This is a genomic window from Halopseudomonas sp. T1L2, assembly GCF_055397385.1.
In genome coordinates this window covers 514,664-534,481 of record NZ_AP040865.1, presented here as the reverse complement: position 1 = coordinate 534,481, position 19,818 = coordinate 514,664, and the positions used below count along the sequence as shown (strand labels likewise).

The window sequence follows — 19,818 nt, the reverse complement described above, 5'->3', positions numbered from 1 at the left end:
GAAGGACCACAAAACCTGCGAGTGCGATCATAAGCTCGCGGGTACGGGTGCCGTTTTTTACCAAAGCACCGGCTGGATTTTCTGCACCATTTGCCAAGGTTGGCAGCGCATAAGGAAACCAATCGAATGAACACGCCCTTTGACAGCCCGGAGTGGCGGGAAACGCGCGACGCCAAGCTGCTCGCCTGGATGTGTGATGACGCAACCGCAGTGCGCTTCCTGCTCAACCTCTTTCAAATAGCCGAAGTGTGGGACGACCTGATCGACCGCGACAAGCCCATCGACGATAGCGACATCAACGATGCGTTCACGCGAGCGCTTCTCGTGCTACCGACAGACCCGTTCTACGCCCAGAACCAGTCGTTCCTGCACCCGCTGATGGTGGCCGGCGTCAACAGCTGGCTGGATGCCAACACTCTGGAACGCTACAAGGATGCCAACTGGCGTGGCTGGGCGTTCTTCCTGCGCGATTGGTACATGGAACTGGTCAGCGCCTGCATGTTCATCACCGGCGGGTGGGGGCACATGCGGGCACACAGTCTGGAAGCGCGGATGTTTTTCCAAGCCGAAGCGATGGCCGACTACCTTGAGGACGCGGCAAATGGCTGAGGCAACCGATAAACTGCTGATCGTGCAGGCGCCAATCGACAAAGTGACAGAGGCCCAGCTCGCAGAACTCATTGGCAGCACCCCAAAAGCACTGGAGCGAAAGCGCCAGCGCGGGGTGATCCCGGAAGGCGTCTATGCTTTAATTGACGGCCGTATCACATACAGCCTCAAACGGTATGACGAATGGGTAGAAAGTCAGTGGCCGGCGTCGAAACGGTGGGGGCAAGTCTCCGTATCCGCTTCACCTGGAACAAGAAACGGTACTGCGAGACGCTCCCCTACCCGGCAACTCCCGCCGGGATCAAGGCCGCCGCAGCCCTTAGAACTCAGGTAATCCAACTGATCAAGCTCGGTGTATTTGACCAGGACAAATATGCCGAGCTGTTCCCCCGTTCGCGCAGCAAGCTCCAGCACACCACCCCCACTTTCCTGGAATATGCCCAAATCTGGCTCGATAGCCTGAAAGTGACCCCGGGCACCCGGAAAAAGTACAAACAGCTCCTCAACGCCCACTGGATTCCGGCGTGGGCCAAAACACGCATAGACCAGATAACCCCAGTGGACGCCCGCAAGGTGTTCACCGCAAACGACTGGTACTCAGGCAATGTGGCCAACCGGGCGCTGACCGTCGCCAAGCAGGTGTTCAACTCGGCTGTCGTAGACGGGATCATCGACAACAACCCGATGCGGGTGCTCACGCAAACACCCGAACCCGAGCGCGACATCGACCCATTCACGGTTGAGGAACGCGACAAAATTATCGAGTGGCTTTACGCAAACTCTGACCCGACCTACGGGGCCTTTTTCGAGTTCGCGTTTTTCACCGGCATGCGGATCACAGAATTACTCGCCTTACGCTGGGCCGATGTGGACTTCGCCAGCCGCACTGTTACGGTTCGCGCAATCCTCGCTGAAAAACAGATTCACCAGCGGACAAAAACCAAGCGTGTACGGACAGTCAGATTGCTCGGCAGAGCACTGCATGCGTTGCAAGTAATGAAGCCCCTGTCAATGATGCGCAGCGAGTTCGTTTTTTGCCCGCCAATAACCAATCAACATTTGGCGAGGGATGAAGGCTATTTCACGAACACAGAATTGACCCGGTACAACTTCAAAAAAGCGTTGCGAAAACTCGGCCTGCGCGACCGCCGCCAACGAGACACTCGCCACACATTTGCAACGCTCGCTTTGATGGCTGGAGCCAAGCCCGCTTTTATCGCTCAACAGCTCGGCCACAGCGTCCGAACTTTGCTGCGTCATTACGCGAAATGGATCAATACAGTTGACGACTGGGCCGAGGTCGAAAAGCTGGAAAACAGCTATTTTGGTACGGATTTGGTACAGGACAACAGCAACAACTCGAAAACCGCTTCATAATCAATCGGTTATGGAACCATCTGCGAGACCGTGTACATTCCACAGATAGTTACCCTTAAAACACCCCAATTCTCCAAAACCTGAAAATATATCATTGAATTCATTGGGATTTACAATTAACCATCTTTAGGGTCAACTAAACATGCAACTCCTAAACTGTGCATGAGCCCATAGCCCGGCTACGCGCTTCCTAGGCTGCTGTCGGCGGGTCTAAGCGTCAGCGCTCAGAAGGGGAAAAAACTAGGCCTAGCCCCGATCCTTAGCATGCAAATCTAAGACGGTACGACATGCTACTTGGTAAGCCTCGTCAGAAATAAATGCCACCTTGTCAGTAAGAATAGTCCTGACGGCTTTGTCAAACGCGGCTTGAACGATAAACTCCGAGATTGATTGATCACAGATATCCGCCGCCCTCTTGATACGATCTAGCTCATCAGAACTAAAATTCACACCTAAATCGCGTTGATTTTTGCGTTTCATTGATCTGTAGTGGTCTAATGAAACCGGACACCAACTAGGCGACAATACTCGCCATTGAGAGGTGTTCGATGACAAGAAAGCGACGTACTTTTACCCCTGAATTCAAACAGGAAGCAGCCAGCCTGGTGCTGGACCAAGGCTACAGCATTACTCAAGCCAGCCTATCGTTGGGTGTGGTTGAAAGTGTCCTGCGCAAATGGGTCAAACAGCTCACTGAGGAGCGGCAGGGTGTAACCCCTAAAGGCAAAGCCATGACGCCAGAGCAGCAGCGAATTCAGGAGTTGGAAGAGCGTTGCCGGCGGTTGGAGATGGAGAAGACCATCCTAAAAAAGGCTACCGCTCTCTTGATGTCGGACGACTGGAAACGTACACGCTGATTGACCAGTTGAGAGAGCAAGCCCCGGTTGACATGGTGTGCGCAGCCTTTGATATCAATCGTTCCTGTTATTACGAACACCGCCAGAAGGTCCAGCGTGTGGATGCTGAGCGTGTAGCCCTGAGGGCCCAGGTTAACGAGCTGTTCAACAAAAGCCGCAGCTCCGCAGGTAGCCGTACCATACAGGGTTTACTGAACGACCAGGGAGTCGGCATCGGTCGCTTCAAGGTGCGCCGGCTGATGAGCGAGCTGGGCTTGGTCTGCAAGCAGCCGGGGCCTCACGCGTACAAACGAGCAACAGTGGAGCGGCTGGATATCCCTAACCGACTGGATCGGGAGTTTGATGTGGCACAGCCTGATCAGGTTTGGTGTGGTGATATCACTTACATCTGGACGGGGCAGCGCTGGAGCTATCTGGCGGTAGTACTGGATCTGTATGCCCGTCGGGTGGTCGGCTGGGCTATGTCTGATACCGCCGATGCAGATCTGGTTGTTCAGGCTCTGGATCATGCCTGGGAACAGCGTGGGCGCCCCCACGGGGTTATGTTCCATTCGGATCAAGGGTCGCAGTATGCGAGTCGCAAGTTCCGGCAAAGGCTCTGGCGTTACCGCCTGGTACAGAGCATGAGCCGTCGTGGAAATTGCTGGGACAACGCCCCCATGGAGCGTCTGTTCCGCAGCCTGAAAACGGAATGGATACCGCCGATGGGCTACCACAGCCTGGCCGCTGCCCGGAAGGATATCAGCAGCTACCTGATGGGATATTACAATCAGGAGCGGCCCCATGCCTTCAATGGGGGGATCGCACCGGTAGTGGCAGAAGAAAAACTTAAAACAGTGTCCGGGATCAGTTGACCACTACAATGCGGTCTCTGTAAGTTTTGGGACGAGCGAGGAAACTTTCTTCATAGCGAGACCATAGTCGCTCCACCAGCGTACCTACAGACGAGGCGTTAGCCTTACCCTTAATAAGGTCGCCTGGGTTCTACCCCGCTTCCACGGACGGTTATAAAACGGCTGTAAGTTTTCGATCCTGAGCAGCAACTCTACGTCGCATCCTGGGATTATGGAACAGCTCGATGTATTCAAATAGGTCAGCTCTTGCCTCGTCCTGCGTACGGTAACGCCGATGGTGTACCCGCTCTCGTTTCAGCATTCCGAAGAACCCCTCACAGGCGGCGTTGTCTCCACAATGGCCAACCGCGCTCATACTGCTGACCAAATCGTTACTGCCTAGGTATCGCTGGTAATCACCGCTGGTGAACTGACTGCCTCGGTCTGAATGCAATATCACCGGTGTTTTGCCCTGACGTTGCCAGACAGCCATTTGAACGGCTCTGATTACCATCTGCCGATCCTGCCTGTGGTGCATAGACCAGCCGACGATCAGCTTGCTGAACAAATCCAGGACCACGCAGAGAAATAGTTTTCCTTCCTGCGTGGAGATCTCCGTTATGTCAGTAACCCACTTGGTATCAGGTTCCAGTGCGGAGAAATCCCGTTCAAGATGATTCTGAATACCTTGTGGCCGATTTGATGCGCGTCCAAGGCGTCCTCGCTTCCTGCGGGGCCAACCCTGAATGCCGTGCTTAGCCATTAGCCTTGCAACCCGATTCAGGCTGGCTGCAACGCCTTCGGCAGCTAAGTCTTCGTGCATACGGGGCGACCCAAGCATTCCGCCACTGTCATCATGAATCTCTCTGATCCGCTGCAACAGACTCTCGTTCGCTGTTGCCCTGCTGGACTGCGGACGAGATGCCCAAGCGTAATAGCCGCTGGCCGATACCTTCAGGCAACGACACATAAGACGTATCGGGAAAAGACTGCGACAGTGTTGAATCGCCTGATACCTCAGGACGACTCCTTTGCAAAGAACACTGCCGCTTCGCGCAAAAAATCACGTTCCTTTTTTACCCGTGCCAGTTCGCGCTTCAAGTGCGCAAGCTCTTCGTCACGCGGCGTTCCCGAGCCCTTGAAGGCCTTGCTTGGCTCCCCTTCGGCTTCACGCGCCCACCGGGACAGCAGGTTGGGATTAATACCAATCTCTAAGGCCACCTGGCGGCAATTGGCACCTGGCTGGCGAGATAGCGCGATGGCTTCGCGCTTGAATTCGGGGCTGTATCTTCTGCGTTTGGACATGAACACTCCTTTGGCACATTGTGCCTCTTTTCAAAAGTGTCCGCAGTAACGGGGTAGAACCCCCTTCCCAATGCTCCGGCATCAGTCGGTCTTCAACTTCCGGCGGGCGCAAGTGAATGCTGACCATCTCTGGAATCTGCCCGCGCCGATCCACACCGCCAAGGCGTGGTCTACGTGTCGTCTTGCCTTGGCGCAAACAAAGGATCAACTCCTTGCGCAGCTCACCGACGGGCAGGGCATAGATCGCGTTGTAGATCGTCTCGCGACAGACGTAGGCATCTCTAAGACTGGGTATGTTCATACTGCGCAGCTTGCCGGCAATCTGCTCGGGAGACAAACGCTGGCGCAGCATATGGATCACCAGTTCAAAGCGCTCACTACCTGGCAGCAGCTTTCGCATGGGCCGACAAGCCTGGCGGCAGACCTTCATCCGCTGCTGAGCCACGCGGGCCGAGTAGCTGCCAGCTGCATCTCGATTGCGGCGCATCTCTCGGCTGACCGTCGAAGGGGATCGGTTGATCAAGCAGGCAATCCTGCGCAAGCTGAGGCCTTGGGCATGACTAACTTGAATGGTGGCACGCTCTTCAACGCTGAGTTCGGAATAAGACATAGGGCGGCACCGTACCGGAAAGGTCAGGTGTTGCGCTCAGTTTTTGCCGCCGCCCTCGCTATAATTCCATCTTAAACCTGCCGAACCATCCATGCCTCCAGGTCCGGTTCCCAGGTCCAGTATTCGGTTTCGATACGCATGGTGAAACGGCCGTGGTTGCTGTCCGACCACAGGGTGGCCTCCATCCCCTCAATCAATGATTCCGCCGAGGGCGCACCACCCAGCGCACTGCCCGGAAAAACACTTAGAAAAGCCACCACCCATAAGCATTTCATACGCTGCCTCCTTGAGTTAATCGTCTGATTACCCAGAGAAATCAGAGCCCACTCCTTTCAGACCATGCCTCATAGATCCGCTTGTCCCATTTGCTCTGGAAATAGGCGATAGCGGCTTTTTGATCGTCCCTGGAGAGCTCGTCTGCGAAGGCCGGCATTTTCCCACCCATGGGGGCGCCACCTTGACTAATTGTACCCATCAGCGTGTCGAAGGAATGGTGCCAGGCATGACCTGTTCCGTTGAGCGGTGGCGGCGGGTAAGAGCCATCCTTCAGAGTCTTTTTCCAATTGAAAGCGCCTTGGGCATTGCCGCCATGGCAGCTTGCGCAGTTGTCGTCGAACACCACTGCGCCGCGCTCGACCTCAGCCTGTGTGTACCAGCGGTCATCCACCGTCTGTTTACCGCAGCCGCTGATTAGTGCGACTGCAAGAACGCCTACTGAGATAGTTGCCCCATGCATCATTCTTGTTCCTCGATTTCCTTGCGCCTCAAATTCCTCAATCGCGGAATAAAACGGGGAGTTCTGGCTGCATAGGCCCGCCAATCGGAGCCGAACGCTTTTTCTGTTTCACGCTCCTCGTGAATAGACAGGCGCGAGTACATCCACACCAGCACCGGGAACATGGCCAGCGTCAGCAGCGTTGGCCACTGCAGCAGAAAACCGAACATGATGAGCACGAAGCCGGAATACTGAGGGTGGCGAACGTGGGCATAAAGGCCGGTTGTGGCCAACTGCCCTGCCTTTTGCGCGGCATACAGGGTACGCCAGCCAGCCGTAATCAGATAAAACCCGAGGCCAATAAACACTGTGCTCAAGAGATGAAACGGCCCAAAGTGTGGGGAACCCTTCCAACCAAACAGCATTTCCAGCAAGTGGCCACTGTCGTGAGCCAACCAGTTCACGTCGGGATACTGGCTCTGCAGCCAGCCGGAGAGGAAGTAGAGCGTCAGCGGGAACCCGTACATCTCGGTGAACAGTGCCACCAGAAATGCGCTGAAGGCACCAAACGAACGCCAGTCCCGGCGGGTCTGCGGTTTGAAAAAACTGAAGGCGAAGAATATGAAAATCGCCGAATTCAGCACCACTAGGCTCCAAATGCCATAATCCGATGCACCATCAGTCATCACGCTGCTCTCCACTCTTTCCCGGTTGCTCTGCCTGGTGGTTATGTCCTCCATGCCCTCCGTGCCCTCCGTGCCCTCCGTGCATAAAAATATGGATCAGCGGACAAGCAAGCAGTATCAGCCAGGGCAAGGCGCCAAGCAGATGAACCTTGTGTTCTCCCCAGAGTAAAACCAGTGCGATAACGGCAAATATTGCCAAGGAAATTTTAAAGCGTCGATCCATGAGCGGTTCCTTTGCGAAAAAAACAGTGTCAGAACAGAGTACTAATGGGCTTCAAGGGATATCTGATGGCCTATGCCGCTCAGCGCGATCTCATCAACCACATCGAGGGATTCCGGGTCGAGCACCCAAAGCTTGTTCTCTGCCCGACTGGTCACCAGTAGCTGGCCATCGTAGGGAGAGACCGCAAGATGATAGGGCGCAGGAGCCAGCGGCCTGGTGTGGCGGGCGCCGCTGGCTAGCTCAATCCGGACCACCTGGTTGCCGCCCTGGCTGGTGGCATAGAAGGTCTGGCCATCTGCGCTCAAGCCAACGCCATGGGGCGCCTCCCCAACCTCGTACCGGTCCGCCACCGCGCCTTTGGCAAGCTCAATGACAAGAACCTGGCCGGATGCAGCATCATTCACGTAGAGCCGCTGGTTGCCGGGGGCAAGCACCAGATGCTCTGGGTTGCCGCCAACCCGCAGGTTGCGCTCGACGAACCAGTGCTCGGTATCCACTTCGCTGACCGTGCCATTACCGGTATTGCTGACCAGAAGGGATTGGCCGTCGTCGGTTTGCACCAGATAGTTGGGGGCCGGCCCCGTCGCCACAGTTTTGACCAACTGACCGGAATCCAGATCCACAACGCTGATGCTGCCACTGGCAGGATGCGTGGAAACGGCATAGCGACTGTCGGAAGTCACCAGCACATGGTGCACCGGCCCCGGCACTTCCAGTTTGCGGTCAATCGTCTTTGTGGCCGTGTTCACCAAATAGAGCAGCCCGGTACTCCCTGCTTCCAATTCAGTAGACTGCCCGCCCCCATGATGAGCGGCGTGTTCATCTTCTGAAACGCCTTCGGGGCGACTAACCGGCTCCTGACGATCATGCGCCGACAAACTACCCACCACCAGATGCCGGCCATCCGGGGTCAGTGCCGAACCGTGGGTATTCAGGGTGCCGCCAATGGACGACGTCACCTTGCGGTTTTCCAGATCAATAAGGGGTCATGCCGAGATAAGGGGAAAATTCACTCACCTCCCCTCTATCCATATGATTAATATCACAATTTTAAAAAACCACATGGGTATCGCGATGCGGCGATTCTGACGTGTGTCACCCAGGTCGATCGCTGCTACACGGCGAGGAAAACATGGTTGGTGCCGACGTGGGTTACAGGTGTAGGAACAAACAGTTCCCTGATGCTTAGGAATGAGGTCGATTAACAACCTCAGAAGATCCTTCAGTTGAACCGGTCGCGGCAAATCAGGCAGCCGGAATGAATGATTCTATAATCACTCTATAATTGACTATAAAGACCGTCCTAGAGCGGCAGCTAGGCTGCTCCCTGTGACTTGAGGCTTCCCCTCCCTGTCAGACTTGTTTCGCACGTCTGGGTATTGCGCCCCCGCTAGCCGTTAGCAGCCTGGCATCCTCGTCTGGGCACTGGTTTGGACCGGCTGTGAGAGAATGAGGCTGGCCAGTACGACAACAATGCTGGGAGCAATGATTGGCCCATATGCCCAAAACCTATGGCACGCATTGTTCAGGGGGATGTTATGGACAAGCTCTACGACAGGCTGGTTTTGCCGGGTATCCGGATTTTTTGGTTGATTGGCTCATATCATGATGACGGAACCAACCATCAGCTCAGCGGATTACCTGGTTGATGACGACTCTTCTTCACGGCCCCTGCAAGTTTGCAGCAACGCCCAGGTTCGCATGCCGAGATACGCAGTGAGGCTTCGCGATCAACACACCATGCATTCACAATGTCACTGCAAGGTCCGGCATGTCTCTGCTCAGTCCTTACGGCCTGAGCTAGCCCTATACAGCTGTTGTTTGCTCTCCTCGCTGATCCCCGTCAGGATGCCGCAGGCATTGATCTCCCGACCCTCGTTGCAACTCGCCCTCAGTGAAACGAGTTGTTGCTCAAGCGCTTGCAGAGCAGTTATCTGCGACCGCACATGAGAGATGTGGTCATCGAGCATGGCGTTGACGGCGGTACAAGGCTGGCGAGGGTCGTCCTGATAGCTCTGTAGCTCGCGAATCTCTGTCAGTGACAGGTCCAGAATTCGGCAGCGGCGGATAAAGGCAAGCCACTCGCCATGCTTCTCGGTATAGACACGGTAACCATTCTCCTGCCGTTCTGGCGGCGGCAACAGGCCCTGCTGCTCATAGAAGCGGATCGTCTGCGTGTCGATACCCGCTATCTGGGCTAACTGACCAATGCGCATCAGGCTTACTCCTCAACGGATCATCTGTCCCATTGACCTTATGGTAGCTATATAGTTTTTAATACTAGCAATCTATGTTGGTTAACTGGAGCCGTATCGTGAGTAAAGCCTGTGGTGGCCCATGTAGCTGCGATGCAACGCCTGCAGCGGATACCGATATGCCGGTCCCCTCCGAAGCGTCAGGGGAATGGGTCAGCGTGTATGCTGTGCCGAAGATGGATTGTCCCTCAGAAGAACGGATGATCCGCTTGGCGCTGAACGGCTTTGATGAGATTCGAACGCTGTCCTTCGACTTGTCGAACCGCCGATTGGAGGTCGTGCATGACGGCGAGGCTGAGCCCATTACCGCGAAACTGGCGACCTTGGGGCTAGGCGCCTCTCTTCAGGAAACCGTCATTGCCGACCCAGAGACGATCAAGGCCGCTGAGAGCTCGGCAGTCTCTGCTACGCAGGAGTCAGGCACTCTGCGCGTGTTGCTCGGTATCAATGCGATCATGTTCGTGGTGGAAATGACTGCTGGCCTGATCGCCCAGTCTACCGGCCTGATCGCTGATTCCCTGGATATGTTTGCCGATGCAGCCGTCTATGGCCTGGCTCTCTATGCCGTAGGGCACAGTGCGAAAATGCAGGTACGTGCCGCGCATCTGGCAGGGGTACTGCAACTGATTTTGGCTATCGGCGTACTCGTCGAGGTGATGCGACGCTTTGTTTTCGGTAGTGAGCCTGAATCGCTGATGATGATGGCGATCGCCTTCGTCGCGTTGATCGCCAATACCGGTTGCCTGCTGTTGATATCCAAGCACCGCGAAGGCGGCGCGCATATGAAGGCAAGCTGGATATTCTCGGCCAATGATGTGGTGATCAACATGGGCGTCATCGCCGCCGGTGCCTTGGTCGCCTGGACGGGGTCCAGCTACCCTGACCTGATTATCGGTACCATCGTGGGCCTGATCGTCCTCAACGGCGCTCGGCGCATCCTGGCGCTCAAGGGGTGAGGCTGCACGGTACGCAGCTATCGATGCCTGGGACACTTGATCGAAGTGGCTGTACAAGCGCGCTAGGCCTGAACGACAGCATATAGCGCGAAGGCTCGGAGCCAGCAAGGTAGCGTATCTAGGAATCAACCAAGGAAGGAAGATGATGGATAGTATCTGGCTGGTACTCGGCCTGGCGCTGTTGCCCGCCTTAGGCAATTTTAGTGGTGGGCTCGCTGCGGAGGCCTCCCGAACTACCGGGCGCCGTCTCAATTACGCCCTTCACGGCGCTGCCGGCCTCGTCATTGCGGTGGTGGCGGTTGAAATCATGCCGCGCGTGCTAGAGAACCTCTCAGCCTGGGTAATCGCCCTCGCTTTCGCGCTGGGCGGCATTGCTTACGTAGGTATCGAGAAGCTCGTTGAGAGTCTCCAGAAGCGACAAGGCCAGCAGGGAGAAGGCGGTCAGACGAGTGTCTGGATGATCTATATCGCCGTATCCATCGACCTGTTCAGCGATGGCCTCCTGATCGGGGCGGGGTCGGCGGTCTCACCGTCGGTCGCGATAATCCTGGCGGCGGGTCAGGTTCTCGCCGATGTTCCTGAGGGCTTTGCGACGATCGCCACCATGAAAGATAAAGGAATCCCTCGTAGCAAGCGGATACTGCTCTCTGCTTCCTTCGCGATTCCTGTGCTCTCGGCAGCCGTCTTTGCTTACTTCGTACTCAGGAACCAGCCGGAGGCATTTAAGCTAGCGGCACTGACGTTCACGGCAGGCCTTCTCACGGTCGCTGCCATCGAAGATATGGCCTCCGAGGCTCACGAGAGCGGTGACGATACGCACATCTCACCGCTGGCTTTCATAGGCGGCTTCGTCCTGTTCGTTCTGGTATCAGCGGGCTTGGAAGGGGTGGTATCGCAAAGCTAACGTACTGCTCCCCAACACAGCCACTGTCGTGCTGGCCGAATACGAAGCAGCTCCCAGCTTACGGCGCACCTAGTCGAGTCCAGAAACATTCACTTTGCCACCCTGGCCAGCCGGCCGAATGAATTGACGCAGCTTGATTAAGCGGAGCAAGAAAGCATGAGCCACAGGGTTGATCCTGGATTCGGAGGCGAGAGAGCATTGGGTGATAAGTGCGCGCTACCCTCTAGCCTATACACGGGCGTGCGCTATAAGCCGCTTCTGACAGGGGGGATGGCTCTACTTGCTGGAGGCGCCATGCCGCTTGCCTTTGCCCCTGTGGGCTGGGCATGGCTTGCGGTGATCGCTCTGGCAACATTTTTTGTCCTGACCGCGCAGTCTTCAAGGCGTCAGGCGCTGTGGTCGGCCTACCTCTTTGGCCTTGGCTACTTCGGCGTGGGTGTCTCCTGGGTCTTTATCAGCATTAGCCAGTACGGCAATGGCCCCGTGGTGGCGGTGTTAGTCACGGCGGCCTTTGTCTCGCTGCTCGCCCTCTTTCCATGGGGCGTCGCGTACCTCGTGCGCTGCCTGCGCCCTGAGATGGATGCAATGGCACTCTGGCTAGGGCTACCTGCGGCATGGGTGCTGAGTGAATGGATGCGCACCTGGTTCTTGACCGGCTTTCCCTGGCTCTTCATTGGCTACAGCCAGACCGACACCACACTTGCCACTATCGCTCCCGTCTTTGGCGTGCTTGGCGTGAGTTTACTGGTGGCACTTCTCGCTGGCGGGCTTGCCTGGGTTGTCCAGGGGCCAAGCCTGCGCCGTGCTGCGGTAGTCGGTGCCGTGTTAGTCGCTACCCTCGCCGGCTTGCAACTGCTGGATCGTGAATGGACGCAGCCAGCCGCTGACCCGATCGATGTCGTCCTCTTGCAAGGAAACATCGCGCAAGACAAGAAATGGGACCCGAGATACCGGGACATCACACTTGAGCGCTATCAGGCGCTTACCGCACAGCATCTCGGAGCCGATATCGTGATCTGGCCAGAAGCGGCAATCCCGATGTGGCATGACCAGGCCAAAGCATATCTTGCTGAGCTTGAGGCGTTAGCCGATCAGGCAGGCACATCGTTAATGATTGGCGTCCCGGTACGCGAGGCGGAGGGCCGTACCTACAACGCCGTGGTAAGCCTCTCCGATCCCTCAGGCTTCTACTACAAACGCCACCTGGTGCCCTTCGGTGAATATGTTCCGTTTCGGGATCTTTTGGGGTCGGCCCTCGACGTGCTCGGGGCGCCCATGTCCGACTTCACACCGGGACGGGAAGCGCACGTCCTGAATGCAGCAGGGGTGCCCGTAGGGGCACTCATCTGCTACGAGGCGGTCTTTGGTGCCGAAGTCACTGAGCTTCTGCCCGAAGCGCAGTTACTGGTGAATGTCAGCAACGATGCCTGGTTCGGCAGCTCGCTCGGCCCCCTCCAGCATTTCCAGATGGCACGCATGCGTGCCATCGAAACCGGACGTGACCTTCTTAGAGCCACGAACACCGGTATCACAGCAGCCATCAATCATGAGGGCAAAGTGCTCAAGCGTGCTCCGCAGTTCGAAGTGGCCACCCTCAGCGCCGAAGTGACACCGCGAACTGGCGCGCCCCCTTATGTGCGCTGGCGGGATTGGCCTGTCCTTGGCCTGACCGCACTCGGACTCGGCCTGCTCCTGCTCCGTCGAATTCGTCGGCATCATCGGTTGGGTACATGACGCTTGTTATTTAGCAGCGAGCAAATTCTAGATTGGGTCAGGAGGAAGGGGATATGTCTACTTATGGCAGTCGGCTCGCAGAGAAAGCCCACGAGCCGGGAAAGGCGATGCGCTGGCTGTGGCTCTCGCTCCTGTTACTGTTTGTCGATCAGGCGAGCAAGTACCTTGCCAGCACCATGCTAGCGCATGGTGAAAGCGTGCCTGCCGCACCCTTCTTCAATTGGGTCCACCGCCACAATACGGGGGCGGCCTTCAGCTTTCTCGCGGATGTCGGCGGTTGGCAGCAGCCGCTTTTCATCGGACTGGCCCTGGTTATCTCGATTGAATCGCCCCGGATTTCCTAGACACTTTCCAGGCTCAGTAAATGTTGCCTTTCAAACTCTACCGGTGACAGCTGGTTGTTGAAACCGTGTCGGCGTTTTGGGTTGTAAAACATCTCGATGTAGTCGAACACGTCAGCGCGAGCATCCTGCCTGGTGCTGTAGATCTTTCGCCTGATCCGTTCCCGCTTCAGCAGTTGGAAAAAGCTTTCCGCTACCGCGTTGTCATGGCAGTTGCCACGTCGACTCATGCTGCCAAGCAAGTTGTTGGCTTTCAGGAAGCTCTGCCAGTCTCCGCTGCTGAACTGGCTACCCTGGACGCCCTTCTAAAGGTCAAGTGGATACTGTGCTTTGGTTGATGATGCTATTTCGCCTCTGGATGATGCTGTATACCTCCCGTGCGATGTAGCGCTTTAGGCAGCGGATAGCTTCCAGTTTCGAATGTCCCTCTGCGAGGCGCCGACTGACATAAGCCTGGGTTCGGGCGTCTGTTCGAAGTCTGCCAATAGCGATGATATGCAGCGCACTGTTCGCGGCACGATCACCACCTCGATTCAGACGATGTCGGGTGACCTTCCCTGAAGAGGCTTGGACTGGGCTAACCCCGCATAAAGCCGCGAAGCTGGACTCTGAGCGGAAACGATTGCTGTTTTCACCAGCTGTCAGTAGAAGCTGAGCAGCGGTCTCGTAGCCAATGGCATTTCGGGAAACCAACTCTGGGGCAAGATCATTAACCAAGGCTGCAATCATCACATCCAAGTCCGCTATCTCGTCATGCAGTTCGAGATAACGCCGCCCCAGTGACTTCAGGGCTATCCGGTAGGCGGATGTAACTTGACGATAGCTTGATAGATCTGGACGCCATGCTGCCAGCGTTCTAATCAATTGCATGCGAGTCAACGTGCGTAATGACTCACGCAGATCATCCGGCGCGCTAACGATGGTGTTCTGGATCAGTTGCAAGGTAATGCGCCTAGCCTGCATGGCAGTCTTGCGACATACTTTGAGCACGCGTAACGATTCGACCATGCCGTCACGTTTTTTGGGGGTAACTGTACGAATACCTGCGAAGGCAGCATGTGCGGCATTTTCAGCATCAAGGGTGTCATCCTTGCCCCGCTTGCGCCTATCGCTTTTATCAGGCGCAGTAACTTCAAGAACGGTGACTTCAGCCTGTTCCAAGTAGCGTAATAGGCCTGCACCGTACGTACCGCTGCACTCGATGCCCACTCGCGCCAGGTCACCAAACGAGCGCATCCACGTCAGCATTTGCTTGTAGCCCTGACGCGTAGTCGCAAAGCTCTCACTGGCCAAGATACGATCCTGCTCATCTACAACTGCGGCGACGTGAAGATCTTTATGGGTATCTACGCCGCCTACGACCTGTCTCGAAACACTGCTGATTTTAACGTTGTGCATGGCTGGTCTCTCCGGTTCACCGGGCTCGAACTGAACCGCTCCAACCGGACACCTGGACAAGACAGTAAAGTGACGTGACGTCAGGCCCTTCTTGGGTCACATGTATCGGCAAGGCGGTCACCTTGACGTGCAGTGTTCCCAAGCGGTCGACAGGTCCGGGGAAAGACACAAGGGTCGATCTGAGTGTGGGTCAGGCCATTCGGGACACTCCACGACCAGATCATCCATCATCGGTCTATCGCTGTCTGAGTCAGACCACATGGAAACACTGGCCAGTACATTCTTACTGTCTGAGTGAATCATCACTTCCTGCTTTGGCTTACGCCGCCAAACTGCCATCAGCAACGCATCAATAGCCAGGTCGCTGGTCATCTGCGGCTTCATCGACCAACCGATTACCTGCCGCGAAAACAGATCAAGCACCACCGCCAAATACAACCAGCCCTCATAGGTGCGGATGTAGGTGATGTCCGTGACCCAGACCTTGTTGGGTTCAGTGACATTGAATCGGCGCTCCAGATGATTCGGTGAGGCTACTGGAGGCTTGCCACCATAGCGGCCCGGTCGACGACGATAGCCTGTCTGCGAGCGCATCCCTTCCAAGCGCATTAGTCGAGCAACACGATGCTTGCCGCATGCTTCTCCAAGCTCACGCAGGTCGTCGTGGATTTTGCGGTAGCCGTAGACGCCACCGCTCTCTAGCCACGCGTGCTTGATCAGTCCAAGCAGGCGTTTGTCATCCTTGGCTCGTGCCGACTGCGGTTCAGCCAGCCACGCGTAGTAACCACTGGCATGTACTTTCAGCGTCAGACACAGGCGGCGAACCGAATACTCAGCGGATAGCTGGTTGATGAAGGCGTACTTCAGCCGCACTCCTTGGCAAAGTACGCGGCGGCCTTTTTTAGGATGTCTCGCTCTTCGGTCACGCGCTTGAGTTCGGCACGAAGGCGACGCAGTTCAGCTTGCTGATCGTCCTCTTGCGCGCGCTGCTCTTGGGGCTTTCTGTAGCGTTTAACCCAGGCATACAGGCTGTGGGTCGACATACCCAATCGAGCAGCTACCTCAGCCACTGGCAGACCCCGTTCGGTCACCTGTTTGACTGCTTCGATTTTGAATTCTTCGGGATAACGTGGGTTGCTCATGGCACCTCCTAGTGGGCCGTATTATGAGGCCAGGAGGTGTCTACGAAACTAGGGGCGATTCAATGCATGCATTACATGCATGCATTAAATGTATGGCGTTGGTCTGATGGGGAGTGGGTACCAAGCCGTATCACTTTGAATCAGGCGTGCCGAGGAAAGGTAAGTTCGAATGTGGTCCGACCGTCTTTGCTGGCGACGGCCACGTGGCCTTTGTGGAGGTTCATCACTGAACGGACAATAGCTAGCCCCAATCCTGCCCCACGAGGTTGTATGCCGTTAACGCGGTAAAAGCGGTCGAACAGGTGCGGGAGATGATCCGATTCGATAGTCGCGCCATGATTGGTGACAGCCAGCGAGACGATGTCTATGTCCTTCTCAAGTATCTTAATTTCGACCGTGCTGCCAGTATTCGAATGCCGCAACGCGTTGGATAGCAGGTTGGAAATGGCCCGTTGGACCATAAGCCGATTTCCTAGAACTATGGCATCGCCCGTTACCGTCGTTGCGACTCCGGCTTCTTCGGCGAGGACTTCGAGGTATTCACAGACGCGATTCGCCTCACTTCCCAGGGATAGTTGTTCGAGTTTCAGTGCTGGGCTGGCGTGGCTGGCCTGGGCGAGAAACAGCATGTCTGACACGATTCGATCCATACGTTCCAGTTCTTCAACGGATGATTCGAGTACTTCACGATACTGCTCTTTGCTTCGCTCACGTACCAAAGTCACTTGCGCCTTGCCTATTAGGTTGTTCAGCGGAGTTTTCAATTCATGGGCCACATCGTCCGAGAACTGTGACAGTTGCTGAACTCCGTCATCGAGTCGATGAAGCATTACGTTGAGGCTGTGCGCTAATGCCTGGAGTTCTTGTGGGAGCCGATCGCTGCGGATTCGGGGTGATAGGTCCTGTGTCGATACCTTAGTCGCCAAGACCCGGAACTTGCGCAGCGGTCGCAAACCATTTTGGGCGATTAGCCATCCAGCCAATCCGATCAATATCAGTAGCATCGGCACGATCACTAAGGCCGAGCGCAGGAATGCAGCCACCAGCCGTTGATCGGCACTGCGATCTTGCGAAAGCAAAAGCGTCATTGGAGCCAGTCCCGGGACCTGGATTTGCTTGCGCCCGGTTAGCATCTGCACGCCATCCTTCGTTGTCCAGCCAAGATAGTCGCCGTCCCTGCTCACGAGATCCAGCAGCTGCGGCGCATGGGCGAACCGGCCGATATTGAAAATGGCTGATTGCGCCGTATCGCCGATGACCGTAATCGAAAGGTTGTCATGGCCGAGTACCGTATCGCTCAGTGCGTGTTGCCAGGAACGACCCATACGGGCTTTGGTGTCTTCTAGGAGTCCATGATCGATCTGCGAGAGCTTGGCCGTCACCTCCTCCTGGGCGCGCAATTCCAGTTGGCGCACAAGTACCCAGTAGCTCAGTGCAATCAGTAGCGCGACCAAAGCGGCGCCGGTCAGTGTGATTTGAAGCGCGAGACGCGATGCGAGGCTGAGTGGCTTCAAGGCCGCGCCTCCAGCACGTACCCGACACCGCGAATGGTGTGTATCAGGCGATCGCCAAAGGGTTCGTCCACCTTCATCCGCAAGCGACGAATTGCGACATCCACCACGTTGGTATCGCAGTCGAAGTTAATGTCCCAGACCAAGGCGGTAATTTCGGTGCGCGTCAGCACCTCGCCAGTCCGGCGCATGAGCAGGTGCAGTAACGCAAATTCTTTGCTGGTGAGATCAATACGCTGACCACTCCGGTAGGCCCGATGCCGGCCAGGGTCCAGTTCGAGGTCGGCTACACGCAGGTTGCTTGGAAGTGCGACTGCCTCGCCTCGCCGCAACAGTGTCCGGATACGAGCGAGCAGCTCGGGGAACTGGAACGGCTTGACCAGGTAGTCGTCGGCGCCCAGTTCCAAACCGCGGACTTTTTGCTCTAAGCGACCATTGGCGGTCAGCATGATCACGCGTGTCTGCTTACGCCGCCTGATGAGTTCGAGCACCTCCCACCCATCCATGGTTGGCAGATTTACATCCAGTAGCACGATGTCATAGTCGTTCTGCAGTGCCAGGTGAAATCCATCGAGCCCATCATCCGCTCGATCAACCGTGTAACCACATTCGATAAGGCCCTGCTGCAGGTAGTCCGCAGCTTTGTTTTCGTCTTCTACAACCAGGATGCGCATGTTTTCAGGTAGCTCGGTAAGGAGGTAGGGTGCCGGTTAAACGGAACCAAAAATAATCTATGTAGTAACTATAAGTATAAGGTCAAGACAAAAGCGACCTGGCCCTAGCGTGAAAGACAGAAGCGAAGATCTGCCTAGGGAAGCGCGAAGCACTCTAGCGCCGTAAAAGACCTGCAGGGCCATCTTGCAGATTTGTAATCTACTGGTCATTTGGTTGACTGGCAGCGCAAGGAGGCTCACTCAAGCAAAAAAAGGCGCCCCTATGGGCGCCTGAAACACATCTTCAAACCAAGGGAGCAAAAAACGAAGATGTGGTGTTGCCCGTGGTGCTCACAGGATCGAGAGCGGGTACTCTGCGATGAATCGAACCTCATCGAGGTCGGACTCGAAAGCAGTCGCCCGCGTAGTAGCCTGGCGCACCCGCAGAGAGAGGCCCTTGAACGAGCCTGTCTGTACAACGTAGCGTGCTTCGACGTCGCGTTCCCAGCGTTTCTGTCCGGTCAGAGGGGCACCGTTATCGTCTTGGCGCATGTACACCTCGTTGGCGTTGCTGTAATCGGCGCCCCAACCGCGGGCGTAGCGGGTCATGAAGGTAAGGCCGGGTATGCCGTATTCCGCCATGTTCAGGTCGTAACGCAGCATCCAGGACTGCTCTTTAGGTGAGTTGAAATCACTGTACTGGATGGAGTTGTTCAGGTAGATCGAGTCCGCCTGGCGCAGGTAGTCAAAGTCGTTGTTACCGTTGTTTCGCTGATACGACGCCGTGACGGTGTGCGCGCCGAAGGCGACACCCAGACTGGAACTCCAGATGCTGTTGTTAAACTCGCCCAGCAATTTCCGACCTTCGTCGGTTGCCTTGTAGTAGTTGAAGCTGCCCAGCAGCACGACGGCATCGGAAAGTGGATAGGTGGCCGAGACACCGAAATAATGTTGATCCCAGGCATCCTTCAGCCGGCTGGTATACAGGCTAAGACTGAGGTTTTCGTTCACGCTATAGTCGCCGCCTGCGTAGCCGAGCCAAGGCGAGTCGACGCCGCCGCCATAAAACGTGACGAAGTCATCGTTCGTGTTGCTGGTATTGGGCTGGCTCATCGCGTGCAGGCGGCCGCCCTGGAGGGTGAGGTCGTCCAGCGAGTTGTTCACAACGGTGACACCCTTGAAAGACTCCGGCAGCAGCCGTGCGTCACCAAAGTGCACGACAGGAGTAGCGGGAAATACATCGCCTGCCTTGATCTCGGTGCCCAAGAACCGTGCTTTCACGGCCCCCCCTACTCGAGAAAAGTCATCCTCGGCATCGCCAGCGCTGTCGTGGGGAAGCAGGTCGATGCTGCCACCCACACCGGAGCGTCCCGAACCGGAATCGAGTTTGAGGCCGAGCATGGCGAAGGCGTCGACGCCGATCCCCACCGAGCCTTGGGTATATCCGGACTCAAAGAATGCCATCAGTCCGTGAGCCCATTCCTCAGAATAGCCATTGCCGGTGGCGCTCCCACCGTCGCGAAAATCTCGGTTGAAATAAAAGTTGCGATTTATCAGCGAAAGCGTGCTGCCTTCGATGAAGCCCTCCGCTGTTTCCGATTGGGCAAAGACCGGGGCGCTGCCCAGTGCCAGTGAAAGGGCTGTAAGTGAAAGGGCGGCCTTTTTGCTCATGATGATGCTCCTGATATACGGCATGTCAGCGCTCGAAT

The 19,818-nt window shown here is 56.2% G+C and carries 19 protein-coding genes and 3 pseudogenes; 7 read left to right on the top strand and 15 right to left on the bottom strand.

Annotated features, from left to right (window positions below; translation table 11 throughout):
- Positions 1-126: 126 nt before the first annotated feature.
- Positions 127-609 carry a hypothetical protein gene (locus ACZ5WQ_RS02500; protein ID WP_464383061.1) on the top strand — a complete coding sequence of 161 codons (483 nt, stop codon included), beginning with the start codon at positions 127-129 and terminating at the stop codon, positions 607-609.
- 198 nt (positions 610-807) lie between these two features.
- On the top strand, positions 808-1,986 hold the full coding sequence (locus ACZ5WQ_RS02495) for a tyrosine-type recombinase/integrase (RefSeq protein WP_464383060.1): 1,179 nt from the start codon (positions 808-810) through the stop codon (positions 1,984-1,986).
- A gap of 246 nt (positions 1,987-2,232) precedes the next feature.
- Here ACZ5WQ_RS02495 and ACZ5WQ_RS02490 read toward each other — a convergent pair whose 3' ends face one another.
- Positions 2,233-2,466, bottom strand: a complete 234-nt coding sequence (locus ACZ5WQ_RS02490) for a type II toxin -antitoxin system TacA 1-like antitoxin (protein ID WP_464383059.1) — start codon at positions 2,464-2,466, stop codon at positions 2,233-2,235.
- 68 nt (positions 2,467-2,534) lie between these two features.
- Here ACZ5WQ_RS02490 and ACZ5WQ_RS02485 point away from each other — a divergent pair.
- Positions 2,535-3,697 (top strand): IS3 family transposase gene (locus ACZ5WQ_RS02485; protein ID WP_464383047.1). Its coding sequence is split into 2 segments (ribosomal slippage): positions 2,535-2,790 and positions 2,790-3,697, totalling 1,164 coding nucleotides; the frame shifts between segments, so codons are not numbered across the junction.
- Between the two features lie 151 nt (positions 3,698-3,848).
- Here ACZ5WQ_RS02485 and ACZ5WQ_RS02480 read toward each other — a convergent pair.
- The 8 genes and pseudogenes from ACZ5WQ_RS02480 to cadR all read right to left on the bottom strand — a co-directional run bounded on the left by ACZ5WQ_RS02480 (position 3,849) and on the right by cadR (position 9,431).
- Positions 3,849-4,981, bottom strand: a protein-coding gene (locus ACZ5WQ_RS02480; RefSeq protein ID WP_123891311.1) for an IS3 family transposase whose coding sequence is annotated in 2 segments (ribosomal slippage) — positions 3,849-4,741 and positions 4,741-4,981 — 1,134 coding nt in all. Because the reading frame shifts where the segments join, the coding sequence is not laid out codon by codon here.
- Positions 4,982-4,985: 4 nt separating this feature from the next.
- Positions 4,986-5,591 (bottom strand): annotated as a pseudogene (locus tag ACZ5WQ_RS02475) (IS30 family transposase); the annotation flags it as partial.
- Between the two features lie 71 nt (positions 5,592-5,662).
- Positions 5,663-5,866 (bottom strand): hypothetical protein, encoded by a 204-nt coding sequence (locus tag ACZ5WQ_RS02470; protein WP_022990665.1) that lies wholly within the window; start codon positions 5,864-5,866, stop codon positions 5,663-5,665.
- A 41-nt stretch (positions 5,867-5,907) separates the two neighbouring features.
- Entirely contained in the window at positions 5,908-6,330 is a 423-nt protein-coding gene (locus ACZ5WQ_RS02465) for a c-type cytochrome (protein WP_022990666.1), read from the bottom strand.
- Positions 6,327-6,992: a methyltransferase gene (locus tag ACZ5WQ_RS02460; RefSeq protein WP_464383058.1), complete on the bottom strand. Its 666-nt coding sequence runs from the start codon at positions 6,990-6,992 to the stop codon at positions 6,327-6,329. Before ACZ5WQ_RS02460 ends, ACZ5WQ_RS02465 begins: the two co-directional genes overlap by 4 nt.
- Positions 6,985-7,215: a DUF2933 domain-containing protein gene (locus ACZ5WQ_RS02455; RefSeq protein ID WP_464383057.1), complete on the bottom strand. Its 231-nt coding sequence runs from the start codon at positions 7,213-7,215 to the stop codon at positions 6,985-6,987. The genes ACZ5WQ_RS02460 and ACZ5WQ_RS02455 overlap by 8 nt, the downstream gene beginning before the upstream one ends.
- 41 nt (positions 7,216-7,256) lie before the next feature.
- Positions 7,257-8,174 carry a YncE family protein gene (locus ACZ5WQ_RS02450; protein ID WP_464383056.1) on the bottom strand — a complete coding sequence of 306 codons (918 nt, stop codon included), beginning with the start codon at positions 8,172-8,174 and terminating at the stop codon, positions 7,257-7,259.
- A gap of 822 nt (positions 8,175-8,996) precedes the next feature.
- Positions 8,997-9,431, bottom strand: a complete 435-nt coding sequence (gene cadR / locus ACZ5WQ_RS02445; RefSeq protein WP_008175821.1) for a Cd(II)/Pb(II)-responsive transcriptional regulator — start codon at positions 9,429-9,431, stop codon at positions 8,997-8,999.
- A gap of 98 nt (positions 9,432-9,529) precedes the next feature.
- Between cadR and ACZ5WQ_RS02440 the strand changes: the two genes are divergently transcribed.
- The 4 genes from ACZ5WQ_RS02440 (at position 9,530) to ACZ5WQ_RS02425 (ending at position 13,408) form a co-directional block, all read left to right on the top strand.
- The gene (locus tag ACZ5WQ_RS02440) at positions 9,530-10,426 is read left to right on the top strand and encodes a cation efflux transmembrane domain-containing protein (RefSeq protein WP_464383616.1); all 897 of its coding nucleotides are present in this window, start codon (positions 9,530-9,532) and stop codon (positions 10,424-10,426) included.
- Positions 10,427-10,568: 142 nt separating this feature from the next.
- A complete protein-coding gene (locus ACZ5WQ_RS02435) occupies positions 10,569-11,330 on the top strand; it encodes a ZIP family metal transporter (protein WP_464383055.1) in 762 nt (253 codons plus the stop codon).
- 294 nt (positions 11,331-11,624) lie between these two features.
- Complete coding sequence (lnt, locus tag ACZ5WQ_RS02430; protein WP_009686176.1) at positions 11,625-13,064, top strand: apolipoprotein N-acyltransferase; 1,440 nt, start codon at positions 11,625-11,627, stop codon at positions 13,062-13,064.
- Between the two features lie 53 nt (positions 13,065-13,117).
- The gene (locus ACZ5WQ_RS02425; protein WP_464383054.1) at positions 13,118-13,408 is read left to right on the top strand and encodes a signal peptidase II; all 291 of its coding nucleotides are present in this window, start codon (positions 13,118-13,120) and stop codon (positions 13,406-13,408) included.
- On the opposite strand, the pseudogene ACZ5WQ_RS02420 reads toward ACZ5WQ_RS02425, so the two are convergent.
- The 6 genes and pseudogenes from ACZ5WQ_RS02420 to ACZ5WQ_RS02395 all read right to left on the bottom strand — a co-directional run.
- Positions 13,405-13,701 (bottom strand): annotated as a pseudogene (locus ACZ5WQ_RS02420) (IS3 family transposase); the annotation flags it as partial. The gene ACZ5WQ_RS02425 and the pseudogene ACZ5WQ_RS02420 overlap by 4 nt on opposite strands.
- 16 nt (positions 13,702-13,717) lie before the next feature.
- Positions 13,718-14,803, bottom strand: a complete 1,086-nt coding sequence (locus ACZ5WQ_RS02415) for an IS110 family RNA-guided transposase (RefSeq protein WP_464383053.1) — start codon at positions 14,801-14,803, stop codon at positions 13,718-13,720.
- A 267-nt stretch (positions 14,804-15,070) separates the two neighbouring features.
- A pseudogene (locus ACZ5WQ_RS02410) lies at positions 15,071-15,945 on the bottom strand (IS3 family transposase); the annotation flags it as partial.
- A 140-nt stretch (positions 15,946-16,085) separates the two neighbouring features.
- The gene (locus ACZ5WQ_RS02405) at positions 16,086-17,459 is read right to left on the bottom strand and encodes a heavy metal sensor histidine kinase (RefSeq protein WP_088276318.1); all 1,374 of its coding nucleotides are present in this window, start codon (positions 17,457-17,459) and stop codon (positions 16,086-16,088) included.
- Positions 17,456-18,130, bottom strand: coding sequence for a heavy metal response regulator transcription factor (locus ACZ5WQ_RS02400; protein ID WP_285677228.1), 675 nt, complete (start codon positions 18,128-18,130; stop codon positions 17,456-17,458). The genes ACZ5WQ_RS02405 and ACZ5WQ_RS02400 overlap by 4 nt, the downstream gene beginning before the upstream one ends.
- A gap of 330 nt (positions 18,131-18,460) precedes the next feature.
- Positions 18,461-19,780: an OprD family porin gene (locus ACZ5WQ_RS02395; protein ID WP_464383052.1), complete on the bottom strand. Its 1,320-nt coding sequence runs from the start codon at positions 19,778-19,780 to the stop codon at positions 18,461-18,463.
- Between the last annotated feature and the right edge of the window lie 38 nt (positions 19,781-19,818).

Bases quoted from the DNA above. Each gene is read 5' to 3' on its own strand.
- ACZ5WQ_RS02490 (WP_464383059.1), bottom strand. From the start codon at position 2,466: ATGAAACGCAAAAATCAACGCGATTTAGGTGTGAATTTTAGTTCTGAT.
- ACZ5WQ_RS02400 (WP_285677228.1), bottom strand. From the start codon at position 18,130: ATGCGCATCCTGGTTGTAGAAGACGAAAACAAAGCTGCGGACTACCTG.
- ACZ5WQ_RS02460 (WP_464383058.1), bottom strand. From the start codon at position 6,992: ATGACTGATGGTGCATCGGATTATGGCATTTGGAGCCTAGTGGTGCTG.
- ACZ5WQ_RS02465 (WP_022990666.1), bottom strand. From the start codon at position 6,330: ATGATGCATGGGGCAACTATCTCAGTAGGCGTTCTTGCAGTCGCACTA.
- ACZ5WQ_RS02415 (WP_464383053.1), bottom strand. From the start codon at position 14,803: ATGCACAACGTTAAAATCAGCAGTGTTTCGAGACAGGTCGTAGGCGGC.
- ACZ5WQ_RS02500 (WP_464383061.1), top strand. From the start codon at position 127: ATGAACACGCCCTTTGACAGCCCGGAGTGGCGGGAAACGCGCGACGCC.
- ACZ5WQ_RS02455 (WP_464383057.1), bottom strand. From the start codon at position 7,215: ATGGATCGACGCTTTAAAATTTCCTTGGCAATATTTGCCGTTATCGCA.
- ACZ5WQ_RS02395 (WP_464383052.1), bottom strand. From the start codon at position 19,780: ATGAGCAAAAAGGCCGCCCTTTCACTTACAGCCCTTTCACTGGCACTG.
- ACZ5WQ_RS02435 (WP_464383055.1), top strand. From the start codon at position 10,569: ATGATGGATAGTATCTGGCTGGTACTCGGCCTGGCGCTGTTGCCCGCC.
- lnt (WP_009686176.1), top strand. From the start codon at position 11,625: ATGCCGCTTGCCTTTGCCCCTGTGGGCTGGGCATGGCTTGCGGTGATC.
- ACZ5WQ_RS02470 (WP_022990665.1), bottom strand. From the start codon at position 5,866: ATGAAATGCTTATGGGTGGTGGCTTTTCTAAGTGTTTTTCCGGGCAGT.
- cadR (WP_008175821.1), bottom strand. From the start codon at position 9,431: ATGCGCATTGGTCAGTTAGCCCAGATAGCGGGTATCGACACGCAGACG.
- ACZ5WQ_RS02425 (WP_464383054.1), top strand. From the start codon at position 13,118: ATGTCTACTTATGGCAGTCGGCTCGCAGAGAAAGCCCACGAGCCGGGA.